We start from the raw sequence: 18,907 nt of genomic DNA, 5'->3' as shown, positions 1-18,907 counted from the left end.
GGCGCATGACGTCGGTGCACACATCGGCGCAGGAGCGGGCCACCCGCCCGGTCGCGCCTCCGGAGCGGTCACGGGGCCGGAGCGGCGTCCCGGAGCCGCCCGAGCAGCAGATCGCCTGGTCGATGCTGTCGCGGGCCCTGTCCGTGCCGCTCATCCTCGGCCTGGTGTGCTTCCTGCCCGCGGTGATCGCCGCCCAGCCCGGCAGCGGCGTCCGGGACACCGCGTACTGGCTCCAGTTGGTGCTGACCTGCTATGCGGGGGCCCGGCTGGCGACGATGATCCTCTCCACCCGGCGGCGGCTCCTCCAGGGCGTCTTCTGGATGTTCGTGTACATCGCGATGGGCGTGGCGCCGTTCGCCCAGGTGGTGATCGGGCAGACGCCGACGCCGATGGTGGGCCCGCGCCAGGACCTGGTCACGGCCATCGCGATGGTCCTGGTGGGGTGTGCCGCCTTCGACCTGGGGGCACTGCTGGCCTCGCGGCGCCCGCTGCGGCGCCGTACGTCCTCCACGCGGAGCCCGGGCGGTGGACCGGCCGTGGCCCATCCGGTGAAACTGCGGCTGCTGGTGCTGCTGGCGTTCGCGGCGAGCGCGTTCTACGTGATGAAGCTGGGCGGGCCCGCGGTCTTCTTCTCCAGCCGGCAGGAGATCAACGAGACCGTCGCGGCGAGCGGGGTGGTCTCGGAGGGGTCCAACGTCGGCTCGGCGTTCGTCAAGGGCTTCGGCCAGGTCCCGGCGCTGCTGGCGCTGCTCTTCTACACCCGCCGGCTGGCAACCTCCTACCGGGCGCGGCGCTCCCCGTCGACGGTGCTGGTGTGGGTGGCGCTGGTGGCGCTGAACCTGGTGGTGAACAACCCTGTATCCAACGCCCGTTACTGGTTCCTGACGGTGCTGTTGGCCTTCGTGTTCACCGCGTTCCCGAGCAGTGCGGCGATCTACCGCGTGGTGCTGGCGACGGGGGTGGTGGGGGCGCTGGTGGTGTTCCCGTACGCCGACAAGTTCCGGTACGACGACGCGGGACAGCGGCCCGCGCAGTCGGCCTCGGTCTTCGAGCCGCTGGTGACCAAGGACTACGACCAGATGGTGATGTTCGCCAACAGCATCTCGTGGGTCGACACCCGGGGCCACACCTACGGCCGCCAGCTGACGGGCTCCGCGCTGTTCTTCGTGCCGCGTGCGGTGTGGAGCGGGAAGCCGGAGGACACCGGGGTCCGGGTCGGGCAGTGGATGGGGCTGCGGATGACCAACCTCTCGGCCCCGCTGTGGACCGAGTTCTGGGTCGACTTCGGTGCGTCCGGGGTGATCGGCGGGCTCGCGCTGATCGGGTACGCGGTGGCGCGCACCGACCGCCGGTACGCGCTGGCCGTCACCCGGGCGGGACCCGGCCCCGGGAGCGTGCTGGCCGTCGCCGCGCCGCTGATCGCCGGATACACCTTCATCCTGCTGCGCGGCCCGCTCCTGCAGGCGGCGGGGAAGCTGGCCATCGCCGCGCTGTGTCTGCTGCTGATCAGCACGTTCAAGGAGCAGAGGGCAGCGCGTCGGCGGTGACGACCTCGTCGGGCGCCGTCTTCCCGCGCCGGATCCGGGCCACCCTGGTCCAGGTGGCGGCGGCCTTGCAGAGCGATCCGAGACAGAGCCCCCAGGCGGCCCCGGGGACGCCTCCGAGGGCGTAGCCCCCCGCCATGAGCGCCACGGCGGTGAGCGAGAAGACCACCTGGATGCTCAGTGTCGTACGCGGGTCGAGCATGCGCAGGGCGAGAAGTCCGGCCGTGCCCACGGCCATCGCCGCGTACTGGCTGCCGGTCGCCGGGAGGAGGGCGGCGGCCGTCGGCCAGGTGTCGCCGAGCAGTTCACGTCCCGCCTTCTCGGGGAGCAGGGCCAGCGTGGTCGCCCAGAGGGCGGCGGTGGCGGCGAGGACGGCGGCGAGTCCCGCGGCGGCCCGCACCCGGCGCCTCTCGTCGCCGATGCGGCCGAGCAGCGGGGGGCCGAAGGACGTGGCGGAGGTGAACAGCACGTTGAGCGGCCCGAACAGGGTCGTCGCCCCGCGCAGTGCGCCGACCAGCAGCGGGTTGCCCACGGCGCCGAGGCCGAGGACGGAGAGCTGGCTGGTCGCGTTGCCGACGCCGAACTCGACGACGAAGCGCTTCCCGAGGTGGCCGCGCCCGAGCATCGGACGCAACCGCGTCGAGGACCCGGCGGTCCTGCGGTGCAGCAGCACGGCGGAGAGCAGGAGGGCCGGCAGGGCGGACAGCCCCCAGACCGCGATCAGCCGGGCGGGGCTCGCCCCGTACTCCTGGTCGGAGAGGGCGCCCAGGACGCAGGCAAGCCTCACCACGTCGGCACTCAGGGCGAGATGGGGCTGCTGGAGGGCGGAGAAGGCGTAGCGCAGGGCGTCCTGGCCGAGCACGGCCGGCAGGACGAGGCCGAGCATCGTCAGGGCACGAGCGGTGTCCCCGGGGACGAGCAGACAGACGGCGGCCAGCAGCGCCCCCAGCGCGGCCGAGACGGCCACGGTGAACACGACGGCCGAACGGCAGGCCCCCCGGATCCCCTCGCCGTCGCCGCGCCGCAGGACCAGGGGCTGTCCGCTGTACGCGCCGGAGACGCCCAGCAGCACCGTGAAGACGAGGTAGACCGCGGAGAAGCGCGCGAAGTCGGCCACGGTGGAGAGCCGGGCGGCGGCCACGAGCACCAGGATGTTGGTGAGCGCGGCCACGCCCTGGTCCGCGACCGAGCAGAGGATCGCGGTACGGGCTCTCACCGGCGCGCCCCCGGCAGGGTGAAGGAGCGCAGGCCCATCGTCTCGGAGGGGTCCCCTGTGACCTCCGGAGCGTCGTCCTCGACGGCCGGGCCCTGGGGCCCCCCGCCGCTGTGGCGCCGGGCCGACGTGGACCGGCGGTCCGCGCGCCGCAGCCGGCTGCGGCCGGGGTGGAGCAGGGCCCCGAGCACCTGGCCGCCGGAGGCCCCGATGATCTCCCGGATGCGCTCCAGGTCGCTGCGGTGCACCTCGCGGGGGTCGCAGACGATCATGACGCCCTCGACCCGGTCCACGAGAGCGACGGCGTCGGCGTAGGACAGCACCGGCGGTGCCAGGACGATGACGACGGCGCCGGGGCGGTCCGCCTCGGCGACGATGCGCCCGACGGACGCGGAGGTCAGGGCGCGCGGCACGTTGTCCGCGGTGGCGCCGGCCACCAGGGCGAAGGCACCGGAGCCGGGGACGTCCACGTTGGACCTGCCACCCGCGGGCCAGCTGCGGTCCCCCTCTTCGGCGGCCCAGCGCGGCGGCCGCACCTCATGGGCGGCCGGTCCCAGATCCCGGGCCAGGGACGGGGTGCGGAGATCGGCCTCGACGAGCAGGACGTCACGGCCCATCTCGGCGAAGGCGGCGGCCAGGTTGACCGCGGCGGCGGCCGCCGCCGCGTTGTCCCCGCGCGGTGCGGTGACCAGCAGCCGCCGCCGTTCCGCGAAGGACGGGTCGTAGGCGAGCCGGAAGGCGACCGCGCGGTACTCCTCGGCGAGCCGCGAGCCGCTGCGCCCGATGGCGAGCAGGGTGCCCACGGCGGCGCGCTCCCTGGGCAGGGTGCCGAGCAGCGGGGCTCCGAGGGAGCGCACGAGCTCGCGCGGGGAGCGTACGGCGGGGTCGAAGACGAGCCGCACCCAGGACAGCAGCAGCCCGAGGGCGAGACCGACGACGGCGCCGAGCCCCAGCAGCAGCGGCAGACCGGCTCCGGCCGGCTCGGTGGGGGCGACGGGCTTCTTGTTGAGGTAGCCGGGGGTGGTGTCGAGCGCCTTGAGCTCGGAGATCTTCCGGCTCAGCTCGGAGATGGAGACGATGATGTTGGCTCGGGCGCTGCTGACGTCGTCGCCGTCGACCCCGGCCCGCTCCTCCAGGAGGTCGCGCTTCTCCTCCAGTGGTTCGAGCTGGGCGCGGTAGCCGTTCGCCATGTTGTCGATGCTCTCCTCGGTGCGCGCCTTGCGGTGCGCCAGGTAGGCATTGGCCAGGGCTTCGGCGCGGGAGCGGGCCTGCTCGGGTGTGGCCCCGGTGTAGGAGAAGCGGAGGGTGAGCGTGTTGGGCGGGTTGGTGACCTGGAGGCCGGTGAGCAGCTTCCTGGCGGTGACGTCGTCCCCCTTCTTCAGCAGGGTGCCGGCGGCCAGGTCGCCCACGGTGTCGCTGACCGCGGTCTGCCGCTCCGAGCCGATGTTGATGCCCTTGTCGGCGGAGGCCCCGGTCGCGAAGGGATCGGCGGTCGCGGAGCGCACCTGGACCTCGCCGCTGGCGGTGTAGGTGTCGTCGCCGCTCAGGGCGAGGAAACCCCCGCCGAGCAGGCCCACCACGACACCCGCGGCGAGCAGGGCGCGGTAGCGCAGGAGCTGGCGGAACTGGTCGCGCAGCAGCGCCGGTTCGTCGTGGTCGTCCACGGGCCGGATCGGATGTGTCATCGGCGTGCTCCCCCTTGTGTGTCCCCGGCTCGCGCGTCTCCGCCTCGCGCTGTTCCGGCTCGTGCTGTTCCGGCTCGTGCGTCCCCGAGCGCCTCGGTGAGCAGGGCGTCGAAGCGGGCGAGGCCCGCCTCCCTGCTCAGGTGCTGTGCGACGTACCGGGGGCCGTGGTCCCCCAGCGCCCGGGCCGCCCCCGGATCGGCGGCCAGCGTGCGTACGGCGGCGAGGAGCGCGGCCGGGTCCTCGGGGGCCACCAGGACTCCCGCGCCCGAGCGGCGCACCTCGTCGGCGGTGCCGCCCTCGTCGGCCACGGAGGCGACGACCGGTCGTCCGGAGACGAAGTACGAGGTGAGCTTGGACGGCACACTCATGTCGAGCACGGAGGCCCGCTGGGTCACCGCGAGCACGTCGGCGGCGGCGAGCACATCGGTGAAGTCGTCCGCGCCCGCCGGCGGGAGGAAGTCGAGGTTGGACAGCCCGGCGGCCCGCGCGCGCAGTCCGTCCCGCTGGTTGCCGTCGCCCATCAGCACGACCCTGACGTCCGGGGCCAGCCGCGCCAGGTCCACGAGGACGTCGAGCCCCTGCTTGAGGCCCATGTTCCCCGAGTGGAGCAGCACGGGGGTGCCCTCGGGCCAGCCGAGCCGCGCGCGGGTGGCGGCGCGGTCGGCCGAAGGGCTGCGCACATGGGTCCAGTTGGGGACCACGCGGATGCGGCCGGGATCCACGCCGAGGGCGGTGACGCCCTCGACGAAGCTCTCGTGGATGACCCCGACGAGGGCCGCGCCGCGCAGCGCGTACCGCTCGGCCTTCGAGGCGACGGCCGCGGCCCTGCCTCCGCCGCGGATGCCGCTCTGTGCGGCGGCGGCGCCCATCAGGTCCTGGACGACGGGTATGTGGGGGACGCGGTGGCGGCGGGCCAGCCGCGCCGCGATCACACCGCCCGCGAGGCTCGGCATCTGGGATATCACCGCGTCGGGACGTCCCGGCGGCGGGGCGAGGAGCCCGTGGACGAGCACGGACGCCTCGAACGCGCCTCTTCGCAGGGCGGTCTGACGGGGCGGCACATAATGGCGCCGCCGGTGCACGCGCACCCCTTCGCGGCTCTCCGCCCGCCGCCACACCCCCCGGTAGCGTTCGTCCACCCGCCAGGCGGGGTAGTGCGGCATGCCGGTCAGGACCTCGGTCCTGGCGCCCGACGCCGCCCAGTGCTCGGCGAGCTGGGTGGCGTACGGCCCGATGCCCGTCAGCTCGGGGGCGTAGTTGGTGGAGACGACGAGAAGTCTGCGGTTCTCGAACGGCTTCTGATGCTCAGCAGCGGACAACGGATGATCGCCTTCCCCCCGGAACAGCCTCTTCTTTGAGCTTATCCGTTCACGGGTTGCGCAAGTGTTCTTCACAGTAAGGTCGTTGCACCAGTTCCACCGTGGGGGGAGAGAACGGATGGTGCAGCACAGAGTCGGTTACGCACCGGGGGTGTACGACCTGTTCCACGTCGGCCACCTGAACATCCTGCGGCATGCCCGCAGCCAGTGCGACTACCTGGTGGCCGGGGTCGTCTCCGACGAGATGGCCGCGCTGGCCAAGGGCCACAAGCCGGTGATCCCGCTGCCCGAGCGGCTGGAGATCGTGCGCAGCGTGCGCTATGTGGACGCGGCGTTCGTGGAGACCGTCCCGGACAAGGTCGAGACCTGGCAGCAGGTCCGCTTCGACGTCATCTTCAAGGGCGACGACTGGCGGGGCACGGAGAAGGGCGAATGCCTGGAGCGCGACTTCGCCGAGGTCGGCGTGGAGGTCGTCTACTTCCCGTACACCGTGCACACGTCCAGCACCCAGCTGCGCCGGGCACTCGACGTGCTCGTCAGCCGGCCCGGAGCGCTTTCAGCTCCCTGAACCACTTGGCGAGGAACGCCACGAGGAACAGGGCGTGCACGGCCGCGAGCACGGCGTACCCGGCCCGGAAGGCGCCGGGTGCGCCGAGCAGCAGGAAGACCAGGCAGAACACCCCGTAGTCCGCGGGCAGCAGCGCGACGGCGCGGACCCGGGACACCGGGGCCGCGGGCCCCGCGGCCACCGGCGCGGTACGGACGGCCGCCTTGCCGAGCTGCTCCCGCAGCAGCCCCGCGCAGAAGGTGAGCACGGCGACGAAGAGGAAGCCGAGCGGCAGGAGGAGCCAGCCCTCGCCGGGCAGTGCGCCGAACCGGTGGAACGAGATCAGCACCGCGCTGTGGACGAGGATCATCTTCGCGCAGTCCACGACGTGGTCGAGCCACTCCCCGTCCGGCCCGCCCCGCCCGGTCAGCCGCGCGAGCTGCCCGTCCGCCGAGTCGAAGGCGAAACCGACGACCAGGCCCGCGTACACGAGCACCCCGAGCCACCAGGACGGCTCCATGAGCGCCACGGCGGCGATCGACGCGAAGGTGAACGCCGCGCTGACCAGCGTGACTTGATTGGGCGTCAGGCCGACTCGGTACGCGCCCGCCGCCAGCAGGCGCCCGGCCGGCCGGTTCAGGTACCGCGAGTAGAGCGACACGCCCTTGGACGATTTCTGTGCGCCGCGCAATTCGCGCAGCACCGTTCCCGTACCCGACATACGCCCCCCAGCGCCCGGTGGTTCCCGGCCGCATCATCGCAGACCCGGCGCGTCCACGTGACGGGTACGCGGCACTTCACGGACCGCCCGGGGCGGGGGAGGGTCAGTCCTGCCGGCCGCCGGGGTCCGGGCGCGGCCCCGTCCCCCGCTCCGGTTCCGGATCGGTCAGCTGGGCGTCCAGATCGTCGAAGAGCAGCTCGCCGCGCTCGATCTGGCCCGTCCGGTACGCCGACCTCGCCACCAGGTGGGCGGCCACCGGGCCCGTCATCAGCTGGAAGAAGCCGATGAGGCCCAGCGTCGCCAGGTCCATGCCGCCGCGCAGCCTCAGACCGACTCCCGCCAGCACCAGCAGCAGGCCGAGGGTCTGCGGCTTGGTCGCCGCGTGGCTGCGCGACAGGACGTCGGGCAGTTTCAGCATGCCGACCACCCCGAGCAGGCAGATCGCCGCGCCGATGAACACGAGGACGGCCCCGGCCGTGTCCGTGACCTGCAGGAAGACGTTCACCGCTGTCCCTCCTCGCTCGTGGGCCTCCGGCGCGCGAGCGGCTTGTCGCGTACGGCGATGAAGCGGGCGATGCCGACCGATCCGGTGAAGCCCAGGAACGCGAGCACCAGCATGATCGGGAAGTAGAACGAGTCGCGCGCGAAGGCGGACTTGGCGCCCAGGCCCGCGATGATGACGGCGGCGCAGACGTCGAGCGCGATGGCCCGGTCCAGCATCGAGGGCCCCCGGCTGATCCGGACGAGCAGCAGCGCCCCGGCGACGACGATGAGCACCACGGCGGCGGTCATCAGGACCCGGTCGACGGTCTCGGGTCCGCTCATGACGTCTCCTCCCCGCCGCCGGGCCCCTCGGGCGGCGGCTCGGACACCCGCGCGATCTCGTCAGGGGTGCCGAACGCCCGTACCGTCAGCTCCTCCAGCTTCCAGACCGAGCGCCGGGCCGCCTCCAGTTCCTCCGGCCTGTCCGCGTCCAGGACGTGCAGGAAGAGCGTGGCGGTGGCCCTGCGCACCTCGATGACGGCGCCACCCGGCACGTTCGACACGGTGACGGCGGTCGCGGCGAGCATCAGGTCACCGCGGCAGCGCAGGGGGACGCCGATGACGGCGGGCCGGTGGGGACGGCCGGCGAAGATCTGCCGGGTGACCTCGACCCCCGAGGTGTACATGTCGTAGAGCAGGTAGGCGGCGAGCCGGAGGATGCCCCACGGGTGCAGCCGCAGCCCCAGATCGACCTGCGGCAGCGGGAACGCCAGACAGACGACGACCGCGACGACCACGCCGGTGACGACGTTCGCCCAGGTCAGGGTGGACCACAGCAGGACCCAGATCAGGGTGAGCCAGGCGATCAGCGGAAGATCGAGCACCCGGCGCCGGCGGCCGGCGAACTCGACACTGTACGGGGGAAGGTCGGGATTGCGGTGCGACAGGGTGATCAGGCGCCTCACGGGCCGAGCACCTCCTCCACATAGGGGCGGCGTGCGATGAGCTCGGCGGCCGAACGGTCGGTGAAGGCCGTCAGCGGACCGGCCAGGACGGTGAAGGCGAGCCCGAGCAGGACGGCGCCGGCCGTGGCCGCGGTCATGGCGAAGGGCGGGCGGACCGTGGTGGTGACGGTCCTTCCCTGGAGGGTCGCGGCCACGGTCTGCCCGGCCGGGCCTCGGGCCGTCACCACCACCCCTTCGTCACCGGTCCCCGGAATGCGGTCGGGCCCGGTGTCGGCGTCGTCGTCGTCACTGTCGTCGGCGGCCTCCAGGACGGTGCCGTAGGCGGCCTGGCCCGGTGGCTCGGCGCGCCAGAAGGCCAGGTTCCAGATCTTGGCCATCACGTAGAGGGTGAGCAGGCTCGTCACGGTCGCCCCCGCGACGAGGACCCAGGCCCAGGCACTGCCGTCCGCGACTCCGGCCCGCATGAGTCCGAGCTTCCCGATGAAGCCGGAGAGCGGGGGGATCCCGGCGAAGTTCATCGCGGGGACGAAGAACAGCACCGCGAGCAGCGGAGCGGATCGGGCCAGGCCGCCGAGCCGGGTGAGCTCGTTGGTGCCGCCCCGGCGTTCGATGAGTCCCGCGACGAGGAAGAGGGTGGTCTGGACGGTGATGTGGTGGGCGACGTAGAAGATCGCACCGCCGTACGCGTCACGCGTGGCGAGACCGATGCCGAAGACCATGTAACCGATGTGGCTGATGAGGGTGAACGAGAACAGCCGCTTCAGGTCCGTCTGGGCGACCGCTCCGAGGATGCCCACGATCATCGAGACGAGGGCGACGGCCATGAGCAGGTCGCCGAGCCGGTTCCCGGGGAAGAGGAGGGTCTCCACCCGCAGCATGCAGTAGATGCCGACCTTGGTCAGCAGGCCGGCGAAGACGGCGGTCACGGGCGCGGGGGCCGTCGGATAGGAGTCGGGGAGCCAGGCCGCCAGGGGGAAGACGGCGGCCTTGACGGCGAAGACGGTGAGGAGCAGCGCCTGGATCAGCGTCTGTACGCCGAGGGGGAGTTCGGGCAGCCGGAGGGCGAGCTGGGCGAAGTTGGCGGTTCCCGCCGCGGCGTAGGTCATGGCGATCGCGGTCAGGAACAGCATCGAGGAGAACAGCGAGATGATCACGTACGTGGATCCGGCCCGGATCCGGGGCCCGGTCCCGCCGAGCGTGAGCAGGACGAAGCTGGCGACCAGCATGATCTCGAAGCCGACGTACAGGTTGACGAGGTCGCCGGCGATGAAGGTGAGGGAGACCCCGGAGACCAGGATGAGGTAGGCGGGGTGGAAGACGGCGACGGGCGTCTCCTTGTCCCGGTCCGCCATGCCCTGGCCGAGTGAGTAGACCAGCACGCAGAGGGTCACGGCCGAGGAGACGGTCAGCATCAGCCCGGAGAGCCGGTCGGCGACCAGCGTGATGCCGAGCGGCGGCGCGAAGTCCCCGAGGTGGACGGAGAGGGGGCCCTGGCGGTCGGCGGCGATCATCAGCGCCACCGAGAGACCGAGGACGGCCGTGAGGACGGCGACGCTGATGAACCGCTGGAAGCGCGCGAGCCGGGTACCGAAGGCGAGGCTCAGCCCGGTGGCGCAGAGCGGCAGCAGGACCGGCAGCGGGACGAGCGCGTTCATCCGGCGGCTCCCCTGTCGGGGCCGTCGGAGGTCCCGGGGCCGTCCTCGGGTGCGGGGCCCTCGGGTGCGGGGCCCTCGGATGCGGGACCCTCGGATGCGGGGCCCTCGGGTGCGGGGCCCTCGGGTGCGGGGCCCTCGGATGCGGGACCCTCGGATGCGGGGCCCTCGGGTGCGGGGCCCTCGGGTGCGGGGCCCTCGGATGCGGGACCCTCGGATGCGGGACCCTCCGATGTGCGGCCGGAAGGCTCCGGTCCGGTGCTGTCGGGGCGGTGGTTCACGTAGTCCTCCGGATCGGCTCCCAGCACGTCGTGCCACAGGTCACCACTGGCATCGCGCCCCCGGGCCTGCAGGGCGCGGTCGGCACGCAGCCGGCCGCGCAGCCGGCGGTGCTCCTGGCGGTAGCGTGCGCGGTCCTTCCGCGAGCGGCCGGACTCCGCCCGGTACTCCTCGCGGAGTTCGGCCCGCTCCCCCAGCACTTCCGCGCGCAGGTAGATGCGGCGGTCCTCCAGGTCGTCGTGGACCTCGTCCGTGCCGGTCAGCTGGTAGCTGCGGTAGGCCATGGCGAGCAGGAAGGCGGTGGTGGCCAGCGTGATGACGATGGCGGTGAGGGCGATGGCCTGGGGCAGCGGGTCGGTGATCCGGCGCAGCGGGGCGCCGTAGAGCAGCGGTGCCGCACCCGCGGATCCGGTCGACGAGAGGACGAGCAGGTTGATGCCGTTGCCCGCGATCACCGCGCCGAGCAGGATGCGGGTGAGAGGCCGGGTGAGCATGAGGATGCCGCCGACCGCGCAGAGGACGACCGCCGTGACGAGGAGCGAGACGCTCATGATCATCGGTTCGGCCCCCCGGTCCCGGTGTCCGACGCGGGGGCCAGCGCGCCCGCCGCCCGTTCGATCTGCCGGTCGATCTTGGCGCCCAGCGCCCGGACGATGTCCAGGACCACACCCAGGACCAGCAGGTAGACACCGAAGTCGAAGAGGACCGAGCTGCTCAGGTGGTAGTCGCCGAACACGGGCAGGTGCCCGTAGTAGGTCCAGGCGTGCAGCACCGTCCCCTCCAGGAGGCCGCCCAGGGCGACTCCGGTGGACACGAACAGGCCGAGACCGGTGAAGAGTCCGGGCTGCAGCGGCGCGGCCTCGGCGAGCTCGAACCTGCCGCCCGCCAGGTAGCGGGTGATGAGGGCGAGTCCTGCCACGAGCCCGGCCACGAAGCCGCCGCCCGGCATGTTCTCCGCGCAGAACAGCAGGTACAGGGAGAGCACGAGGATGGGATGGAAGAGCAGCCGGCCCACCACCTCGAAGACGACGGACCGGTGTTCGGGCGCGAGGGTGGATCCGGCGGCCAGCCAGCTGCGTTCGGGCGCGGTGTCGTCGCCCTGCGGCAGGCCGCTGAGCCGTCGGCCCGAGAGCGACCACGCGGTCTCGTCCCCCCGCAGTTCGTCCCTGTTGACGGACGTCTCGCCGCGACGGTGCAGGTAGATGAGGCTGGTCACCCCGATGGCGGCCGCCGCGAGGACGGCGGACTCCCCCATCGTGTCCCAGGCCCGCAGGTCGACCAGGATGGTGGCCACCACGTCCTTGAGACCGTGGTGGGCGACCTCTTCGACCATCGCGGCGCCCGCGGGTTCGGCGATGCGGGCCGCGCCGGCCGCCCACACGGCCACGCCGACCGTCGCCGCGGCGCCCAGCGCCACCGGGATCCGCACCAGCCGCCGCCAGGTGCCGATCGACTCCTCGAAGCGCACCGGCATCCGGCGCAGGACCAGCACGAACACGATCATCGACACGGTCTCGACGCAGAACTGGGTGAGCGCCAGGTCGGGGGCCCCCTGCACGACGAAGAGCAGCGCCGTCCCGTACCCGGTCAGTCCCGCCAGGACGACGGCCTTCATCCGGCGGCTGACGGTCATGCAGGAGAGGGCGGCCGCGCAGGTGAGGACGGCCACCGCGCCCTGGAGCGGTGTGTCCCAGACTCGGGGGGCGACCGCGCCCTCCCAGGGACGGTCGGTGAAGAGGACGGCCAGCTGGCCCGTCAGCATCACCACCATGGTGATGGCCAGATAGCCGGAGAGGGAGCCGCGCTGGACGAATCCGGTGACCTGGAGGGCCAGGCGCTCCAGGCCGAGCAGGAGGTGCCCGAAGACACCGTCCGCGGTGGGCCAGGCGATGCGCCGGGAGACCCGGGTGACCGTCCCGCGCCCCGCGAAGAGCACGGCACCGCCCGCCCAGGCCAGTGCGGAGAGCAGCAGGACCGTCCCGAATCCGTGCCAGAGCGCGAGGTGGTAGGCGTGGGCCGGGGCCGGGAAGACATCGGCGTACGCGGCGAAGAGGCGGTCCGTCCACCCGACGCCCGGGCCGAGCACCAGCCCGGCGAGGGCCAGCACGGCGGGCGGGGCCACGAGGGCGACGCCCGCGCGGTGGACGGGGGTGTCGGTGACGCCGGCCTTGCGGGCGAACGCCCCCCACACGAAGCGGAGGGTGTACGCGACGGTCAGCACCGAGCCGGCCACGAGAACGGCCAGCGCCCAGCGGTCCGCGGTCCCGCCGCTCAGCATCGCCTCGAAGGCGGCCTCCTTCGCGGCGAATCCGAGGAGCGGCGGAACGGCGGCCATGGACGCGGCGGAGAGCACCGCGACCGCGCAGAGGAACGGCATGGTGCGGCCGAGACCGGAGAGCGCGCGCAGATCACGGGTGCCGGCCGCGTGGTCCACGATGCCGACGACGAGGAACAGCGCGGCCTTGAACAGGGCGTGCGCCAGGATCATGGCGGCCGCGGCGAGCGCGGCGTCACGGTTGCCCGCCCCGGCGAGCACGGTGAGGAAGCCGAGCTGGCTGACGGTGCCGTACGCGAGGACGAGCTTCAGGTCGTTGAGGCGCAGGGCCCGCCAGCCCCCGAGGAGCATGGTGGCTCCCCCCAGCAGCAGGACGACGGGCCGCCAGACGGGGATGTCGGCGAAGCCGGGGGCGAGCCGCGCCACGAGGTAGACCCCGGCCTTGACCATGGCCGCGGCGTGCAGATAGGCGCTGACGGGGGTGGGTGCGGCCATGGCGTTCGGGAGCCAGAGGCTGAAGGGCCAGATCGCCGACTTGGACAGGGCCCCGCACAGGACGAGGACCACGGCCACGGACACGGCGAGGGTGGGCTCCGGCGGGTCCGCGACGATCGCGGAGATCCGGTAGGTGCCCGCCGCCTGACCGAGGATCAGGAAGCCGACCAGCATGGCCAGGCCGCCCAGCGTGGTGACCGTGAGGGCCTGGAGGGCGGAACGCCGGTTCTGCTTGCGTGTGCTGGTGTGGCCGATCAGCAGGTAGGAGAAGACCGTGGTCAGCTCCCAGAACACGTAGAGGGTGATCAGGTCGTCCGCGAGGACGAGGGCCAGCATCGCGCCGGCGAAGGCCAGCAGGTTCCCGGCGAAGGCGGCCAGTTGAGGCGTGTCGTCACTGAAGTAGGACGCGCAGTAGAGCAGCACGAGCATGCCGACCCCGGCCGCGAGCAGCACCATCAGCTCGGCGAGCGCGTCCAGGCGCAGGGCGACCGACACGTCGTACGTGCCGATCCACTCCCAGGACCAGGTGACGGCCTTCCCGTCGGCCGCGCCCGCCCATCGGGTGGCGGCCCACACCGTGGCGGCGGCGGGCGGCAGGGCGAGCACGACGAAGGCGAGCCTGCCGAGCCGCCGCACCAGCGGGCTCGCGCAGGCCGCCAGGACGAAATGGCTGACGATGAGCGCGATCACGACGAGGGGTCCGGAGCAAAGGCCACCGAATACAGATATATCCCCCGGCCCGGTTCACCCGTCCGGCGCGCCGCGCGGCGACCGGTCCGCTGGTTACGGTCCGGGTCGGTGGGGGTCGGCTCTCGTCCCGCTGTGGTCACAGGACGCCGCCTGCCCTGTTCGCCCGCGGTCACACGGCATGACGTGGGATTCCTCGCGCCCGGACGCGCCCGGCGCACCCTCCGGGCGGAGCACCCGGTCCGCGTCCAGCGGCAGATGGGCCGGGGCGTCGGGCACCTCGTCGGGCATGCCCCGGCCGGCCGCCGGGGCGCGCAGGCGGCAGTGCGCGTCGCCGGACACCGTGATCCCGTCGCCCTCGGACGACCTGCCCACGCCGCGCGGGTTCACGCCGGACGGATTCACGCCGGACGGATTCACGCACGGCGGAGGGGTCGCATCCGTCACCGTCGTCGCCTCCTCGGCCCCCGGAACGTATACGTCACCTTCAGCCTCACTCCGGAGCGTGCGGGCCGCTACCTGGGCACGGCAGACATCACCGACACTTCGGCGGACACGCGTGTGCATGATGTGGGCGCGCCGTGTTGCACATGTGAGGCCACTTTCTCTTCTTTTTTGCACTGTGACTAATATCCATGTGTCCAAGTTCTCAACGTATTTGACCAGTCACCGGCTGGCATCATCGTCAAGGAGCATCCCCTGCGCACGCGCGCGTCACGGCGGACCGACTCGGCACCCATGTCGTTGCGGACAGCCCTACTCGTACTGGCGGTCGTTCCCGGAGTCGCACTGGCCGCCCTGTGGGCCGTCACCAGTGGCCAGACCTTCCTGGACTTCCAACGCCAGGCAGCCCAGGGACTCTTGGCCGAACAAGCGGGCCAACCGTCCAACATCGTGTACTACAACCTGCAGGAGGAGCGCCGGCTCAGCGCACAGGCGCTGGCCCGGCCCGGAGACTCCGGTAAGGCGCTGAAGCAGCAGCGCACGCTCACCGACGAGGCGATCACGACCTTCGAGTCCCTCTCGGACGTGAGCGCGGACGACGCGCCCGAAGAGGTGCGGAACGCCGTCGGCAGGGCGCGGGAGGCCATCAACCGGCTGCCGGCCCAGCGCACCCTGGTCGACGAGGGCGACAGCGACCAGCAGGCGGTGGTCTACGGCTACTACACCGACCTGATCGCCGTGGACCTCGAACTGTTCTCGGCCCTCAGCCACGTGGACAACGGCGAGGTGACCACGATGGGGCAGCCCCTCGTGGACCTCTTCTGGGCCAAGGAGATGATCTCCCGCTCGGACGCGATCCTCGCCCGCGGCTGGCCCTCGGGCAAGCTCAGCACGGAAGACCTCCAGGAGGTCCGGAACGCGGTCTCCGGTCAGTCCTTCCAGGCCGGGACCAAGGTGGTCCCGTACCTCCCCGAGGACGAACGGGCCCAGTGGCAGGAGCTGACCGAGAGTTCCGCCTGGGCGGCCAAGACGAAGGTCGAGGAGCAGATCCTGCGGCCGGTGTCCGCCGACCGGTCCGGCTTCGTCGAGCTGGACGCCGAGGAGAAGACCTGGCGCAAGGCCATGGACGGGGTCACCCCGCAGCTCGTCGAGCTGCTGGAGAAGCGCACCGACGCGGTCATGGTGACGGGCAAGGGCACCGTCATGTCCCTGCTCCTCAAGATGGTCCTCACGTCGGTGATCGGCCTGCTCGCCGTCGTCGCGGTCGTCTGGACCACCTGGCGCCTCACCCGTAACCTGCGCCGGCGCATCTCCGGCCTCCAGGAGCGGGCCGAGGAGCTCGAGAGGGCCCTGCCCGACGTCGTCGAGCGGCTGGCGCGGGGAGAGAAGATCGATGTCGAGGCCGAGGTCCGGGCGATCGACACCCGGAGCGAGGACGGCGACGAGCTCACCCGGCTCGGCGGCGCGCTCAACCAGGCCCGCACCAGCGCGCTGCAGGCCGCCGTCAGACAGGCAGACCAGCACCGCGGCTTCGAGCGGCTGCTGCAGCGCATCGCCCGCCGTACACAGCAGCTGATCGGCCAGCAGCTCAAGAAGCTGGACGAGCTGGAGCGCAAGCACGAGGACCCCGAGGTGCTCGACGGCCTCTTCGACCTCGACCACCTGACGGCACGTCTGCGCCGCTACGAGGAGAACCTGGTGATCCTCGCCGGCGGTTCGCCTCACCGCCGCTGGCGCAAGCCCGTACCGCTGCTGGACGTCATGCGGTCCGCGCAGGGTGAGGTGCAGGACTACCGCCGGGTCCAGCTGGACCTGGACGGCGCCCCCTGGCTGGCCGAGCGGGCCGTCGGCCCGGTCTCCCACGTCCTGGCGGAGCTGATCGAGAACGCGCTGACCTTCTCCAGGCCGCCGAGCCCGGTCGAGGTCCGCGCGGCGAAGGTGAGCCGGGGTCTGGCCATCGAGGTCGAGGACCGCGGCCTGGGCATGGACGAGCAACAGCTGGCCGACGCCAACGAACTGATGAGCCGTCCGCCACGGATGGACGTGCTGGCCCACTCGGAGGACATCCGACTCGGCCTCTACGTGATCTCCCGCCTCGCGGACCAGCACGGGCTGCGGGTCGAGTTCCGGCCCTCCGCCTTCGGTGGCACCCGGGTGGTCGTCCTGGTCCCGGACGAGCTGACCGTTCCCGAGCCCGGTGCCCGCCCGGCCGCCGTGCCGTCGGCCGCCCCGGCACCGACGGTGGAGCACTCCCCCGCTGCCCCCGGCGCGCTGCCGACCCGGGTACAGGGGCGGGCGATGGCCGGGGTCACGGCCCTGGCCGACCACGCCGCGAGGTCACGCCCCGCCGAGGGGGATCAGCAGGCCGTCGAGCAGCCGTACACCGGCGCCGAGGATCCGTTCCCCGTGCCCGGACGTCCTTTCCCGCCGGACGGCCCGCCCTACCGGGCCGAGGGCGCGTACCCCGACGCGGACACCCCGTACCCCGACGACACCCCGTACCCCGACGCGGACCAGCCGTACACCTCCGGCGACGCCGCGTACCAGGGGCCCGGGCAGACCTACACCTCCGGTGACGCCGCGTACCCGGGACCCGGGCAGCCGTACACCGACGGCGCGTATCCGGGACCCGAGCAGGCGTACGCGGAGCCCGGCGGCCCGTATCCCGCCTCCGGCGGCCCGTACGCCGGCGCCGAACAGCCCTACGCCGGCCACGAGCAGCCGTACATGACGGCGGCGGGCCAGTACCCCGTGCCCGGTCACTCCTACGCGGAGCCGGCCGAGAACGCGTACCCGGTGCCCGAGCCGGCTCCTCCGCAGCCCTACCCGGGTGACACCACGGCCCCGCACGCCTACGGCGCGCCCGCGCAGGACGCCGTCGCCGCCGTCCCGGCGGAGCAGCAGGCCCTCATGCCGGCAGGCGTGGAGCCCCCGCTCCCCCGCCGCGTGCGCCAGGCCAGCCTGGTGGACGAGCTCCGGGTGAACCCGGCTGCCCGGACGTCCCCGCCCAAGCCCCCGAGCTGGGACGAGAACCCGCTGCTGCGCCCCGTCCCCCGGCGGGCCGGTGCGGCGATCGGGGCATTCCAGCGGCGTTCGCGCGCGGCACGTGCGGCGGAGGAGCCGCCGGGCCCCGCCCCCGCCGCACCCTCCCCTACGAGAGAAGAACGGTCATGACACGCACAACGGCCACCCTCCAGGATCTGGACTGGCTGCTCGACGGTCTGGTGGACTCGGTCGCCGAGACCCTGAACGCCGTGCTGCTGTCCGACGACGGACTGGTGGTGAGCCACTCGCGCACCGTCGACCGCGCGGACGCCGAACGGCTCGCGGCGATATGCACCGGCCAGCAGAGCCTCGCCCGCGGGGTCGGCCAGCTGTTCGACGGTGGTTCGGTGCACCAGGTGATCGTCGAACTGGCCGATCTCTGGCTCTTCATCATCGCCGCCGGCCAGGGCACCCACCTCGCCGTCGTCGCCTCCCAGGAGGTCGACGCCGAGGTGATGTCGCTGGCGATGCACAACCTGGTCCAGCAGGTGGGCCAGAAGCTCACCGCTCCGGCGCGCGGCGACTTCGACGCCTTCGGGACCGGGGAGGGGCAGCGGGTGTGAGCCCCTACTGGGACGACGAGGAGACCGAGGAGGACGGTGCGGGCACGATGGTGCGCCCGTACACGATCACCCGCGGCCGGACCGCCCCCGAGCGGGACGACTTCAGCCTCATCACCGTGCTCACCACCGCCGAACAACCGGTGGACGAGCACGGTGCGCCCCTGCGGGCGGGCCGGCTCCAGCCGGAGCACCGCATGATCCTGGAACGCTGCCGCCGGCCCGCCGCGGTCGCCGAGGTATCCGCCGGTCTCGACCTGCCGGTCTCGGTGACCAAGATCCTGCTGGCGGACCTGGTCGCCCAGGGCCTGCTGCTCGCGCGCGCCCCGCTGACGGTGGCCCGGGCGTCCGGCGGGGCCGACATGGGCCTGCTGGCCGCCCTACGTGACGGACTCCGGAGACTCTGAACCGATATGACAAGCAGTCAGACGGCGCCCGCCGCCGTCAAGATCCTGATAGCCGGTGGCTTCGGCGTCGGAAAGACCACGCTGGTGGGCGCCGTCAGCGAGGTGGCACCCCTGCGCACCGAGGAGTTCCTCACCCAGGCGAGCGTCGGCGTCGACAGCCTGGCCGGCGTCAGCCGGAAGAACACCACCACCGTGGCACTGGACTTCGGCCGCATCACGGTCAGCCCCGAGCTGGTGGCCTACCTCTTCGGCACGCCGGGCCAGGAACGCTTCTGGTTCATGTGGAACGACCTGGTCAACGGCGCGCTCGGCGGAGTGGTGATCGCCGACACCCGCCGGCTCGAGACGAGTTTCGCCTCGATCGACTTCTTCGAGAGCCGGGACATCCCCTTCGTGGTGGCGATCAACTGCTTCCACGGCCACAACACCCGCTCCACGGACGAGATCCGGGCCGCCCTGGACCTGGATCCGCACGTGCCCCTGCTGGTCGGGGACGTCCGGGAGCGCCCCTTCGGCCGCGATGTGCTGCTGGCCCTGGTCGACCACCTGATGAGCCTGCCCGCGGCGGTCGGCTGACCGGGCACCC

The 18,907-nt window shown here is 72.6% G+C and carries 15 protein-coding genes and 1 pseudogene; 6 read left to right on the top strand and 10 right to left on the bottom strand.

What is annotated here, in order from left to right; all coding sequences use genetic code 11:
- The first annotated feature begins 5 nt into the window (after window positions 1-5).
- Window positions 6-1,547: a hypothetical protein gene (locus OG488_RS29215; protein ID WP_329233988.1), complete on the top strand. Its 1,542-nt coding sequence runs from the start codon at window positions 6-8 to the stop codon at window positions 1,545-1,547.
- Here OG488_RS29215 and OG488_RS29210 read toward each other — a convergent pair.
- The 3 genes from OG488_RS29210 to OG488_RS29200 are packed head-to-tail and all read right to left on the bottom strand — an operon-like array spanning window position 1,516 to window position 5,761.
- On the bottom strand, window positions 1,516-2,760 hold the full coding sequence (locus tag OG488_RS29210; protein WP_329233986.1) for a hypothetical protein: 1,245 nt from the start codon (window positions 2,758-2,760) through the stop codon (window positions 1,516-1,518). The two genes, OG488_RS29215 and OG488_RS29210, sit on opposite strands and share 32 nt — an antisense overlap.
- Window positions 2,757-4,442: a lipopolysaccharide biosynthesis protein gene (locus OG488_RS29205; RefSeq protein WP_329233984.1), complete on the bottom strand. Its 1,686-nt coding sequence runs from the start codon at window positions 4,440-4,442 to the stop codon at window positions 2,757-2,759. The genes OG488_RS29210 and OG488_RS29205 overlap by 4 nt, the downstream gene beginning before the upstream one ends.
- Entirely contained in the window at window positions 4,439-5,761 is a 1,323-nt protein-coding gene (locus OG488_RS29200) for a glycosyltransferase (RefSeq protein WP_329233982.1), read from the bottom strand. Before OG488_RS29200 ends, OG488_RS29205 begins: the two co-directional genes overlap by 4 nt.
- 118 nt (window positions 5,762-5,879) lie before the next feature.
- Between OG488_RS29200 and OG488_RS29195 the strand changes: the two genes are divergently transcribed.
- The gene (locus tag OG488_RS29195; RefSeq protein WP_329233981.1) at window positions 5,880-6,329 is read left to right on the top strand and encodes an adenylyltransferase/cytidyltransferase family protein; all 450 of its coding nucleotides are present in this window, start codon (window positions 5,880-5,882) and stop codon (window positions 6,327-6,329) included.
- On the opposite strand, the gene OG488_RS29190 is transcribed toward OG488_RS29195, so the two are convergent.
- The 7 genes and pseudogenes from OG488_RS29190 to OG488_RS29160 all read right to left on the bottom strand — a co-directional run bounded on the left by OG488_RS29190 (window position 6,298) and on the right by OG488_RS29160 (window position 13,868).
- A complete protein-coding gene (locus OG488_RS29190; RefSeq protein WP_329233979.1) occupies window positions 6,298-7,029 on the bottom strand; it encodes a CDP-alcohol phosphatidyltransferase family protein in 732 nt (243 codons plus the stop codon). The genes OG488_RS29195 and OG488_RS29190 overlap by 32 nt on opposite strands.
- Before the next feature lie 103 nt (window positions 7,030-7,132).
- Complete coding sequence (mnhG, locus tag OG488_RS29185) at window positions 7,133-7,534, bottom strand: monovalent cation/H(+) antiporter subunit G (RefSeq protein WP_329233977.1); 402 nt, start codon at window positions 7,532-7,534, stop codon at window positions 7,133-7,135.
- On the bottom strand, window positions 7,531-7,854 hold the full coding sequence (locus OG488_RS29180) for a monovalent cation/H+ antiporter complex subunit F (RefSeq protein WP_329233975.1): 324 nt from the start codon (window positions 7,852-7,854) through the stop codon (window positions 7,531-7,533). Before OG488_RS29180 ends, mnhG begins: the two co-directional genes overlap by 4 nt.
- Entirely contained in the window at window positions 7,851-8,477 is a 627-nt protein-coding gene (locus OG488_RS29175; RefSeq protein ID WP_329233973.1) for a Na+/H+ antiporter subunit E, read from the bottom strand. Before OG488_RS29175 ends, OG488_RS29180 begins: the two co-directional genes overlap by 4 nt.
- Window positions 8,474-10,132, bottom strand: coding sequence for a Na+/H+ antiporter subunit D (locus OG488_RS29170; protein ID WP_329233971.1), 1,659 nt, complete (start codon window positions 10,130-10,132; stop codon window positions 8,474-8,476). Before OG488_RS29170 ends, OG488_RS29175 begins: the two co-directional genes overlap by 4 nt.
- A gap of 278 nt (window positions 10,133-10,410) precedes the next feature.
- Window positions 10,411-10,965, bottom strand: a pseudogene (locus OG488_RS29165) (Na(+)/H(+) antiporter subunit C); the annotation flags it as partial.
- The gene (locus OG488_RS29160) at window positions 10,962-13,868 is read right to left on the bottom strand and encodes a Na+/H+ antiporter subunit A (RefSeq protein ID WP_329233968.1); all 2,907 of its coding nucleotides are present in this window, start codon (window positions 13,866-13,868) and stop codon (window positions 10,962-10,964) included. The gene OG488_RS29160 and the pseudogene OG488_RS29165, both read right to left, overlap by 4 nt.
- A gap of 735 nt (window positions 13,869-14,603) precedes the next feature.
- Here OG488_RS29160 and OG488_RS29155 point away from each other — a divergent pair.
- Genes OG488_RS29155 through OG488_RS29140 form a run of 4 tightly spaced genes read left to right on the top strand, consistent with a single transcriptional unit; the run spans window position 14,604 to window position 18,897 of the window.
- Complete coding sequence (locus OG488_RS29155) at window positions 14,604-17,483, top strand: nitrate- and nitrite sensing domain-containing protein (RefSeq protein WP_329233966.1); 2,880 nt, start codon at window positions 14,604-14,606, stop codon at window positions 17,481-17,483.
- On the top strand, window positions 17,480-17,917 hold the full coding sequence (locus OG488_RS29150; protein ID WP_329233965.1) for a roadblock/LC7 domain-containing protein: 438 nt from the start codon (window positions 17,480-17,482) through the stop codon (window positions 17,915-17,917). Before OG488_RS29155 ends, OG488_RS29150 begins: the two co-directional genes overlap by 4 nt.
- Entirely contained in the window at window positions 17,914-18,321 is a 408-nt protein-coding gene (locus tag OG488_RS29145) for a DUF742 domain-containing protein (protein WP_386860659.1), read from the top strand. The genes OG488_RS29150 and OG488_RS29145 overlap by 4 nt, the downstream gene beginning before the upstream one ends.
- A 6-nt stretch (window positions 18,322-18,327) precedes the next feature.
- Window positions 18,328-18,897, top strand: a complete 570-nt coding sequence (locus tag OG488_RS29140) for a GTP-binding protein (RefSeq protein WP_329233963.1) — start codon at window positions 18,328-18,330, stop codon at window positions 18,895-18,897.
- The last annotated feature ends 10 nt before the right edge of the window (window positions 18,898-18,907 follow it).

Source organism: Streptomyces sp. NBC_01460 (assembly GCF_036227405.1).
GTDB lineage: Bacteria > Actinomycetota > Actinomycetes > Streptomycetales > Streptomycetaceae > Streptomyces.
This window is presented reverse-complemented; position numbering and strand designations above follow the sequence as displayed.

Excerpts from the sequence above, each read along its gene's own strand:
- OG488_RS29215 (WP_329233988.1), top strand. The coding sequence starts at position 6 with ATGACGTCGGTGCACACATCGGCGCAGGAGCGGGCCACCCGCCCGGTC.
- OG488_RS29205 (WP_329233984.1), bottom strand. The coding sequence starts at position 4,442 with ATGACACATCCGATCCGGCCCGTGGACGACCACGACGAACCGGCGCTG.
- OG488_RS29195 (WP_329233981.1), top strand. The coding sequence starts at position 5,880 with ATGGTGCAGCACAGAGTCGGTTACGCACCGGGGGTGTACGACCTGTTC.
- OG488_RS29190 (WP_329233979.1), bottom strand. The coding sequence starts at position 7,029 with ATGTCGGGTACGGGAACGGTGCTGCGCGAATTGCGCGGCGCACAGAAA.
- OG488_RS29180 (WP_329233975.1), bottom strand. The coding sequence starts at position 7,854 with ATGAGCGGACCCGAGACCGTCGACCGGGTCCTGATGACCGCCGCCGTG.
- OG488_RS29170 (WP_329233971.1), bottom strand. The coding sequence starts at position 10,132 with ATGAACGCGCTCGTCCCGCTGCCGGTCCTGCTGCCGCTCTGCGCCACC.
- OG488_RS29155 (WP_329233966.1), top strand. The coding sequence starts at position 14,604 with ATGTCGTTGCGGACAGCCCTACTCGTACTGGCGGTCGTTCCCGGAGTC.
- OG488_RS29150 (WP_329233965.1), top strand. The coding sequence starts at position 17,480 with ATGACACGCACAACGGCCACCCTCCAGGATCTGGACTGGCTGCTCGAC.
- OG488_RS29140 (WP_329233963.1), top strand. The coding sequence starts at position 18,328 with ATGACAAGCAGTCAGACGGCGCCCGCCGCCGTCAAGATCCTGATAGCC.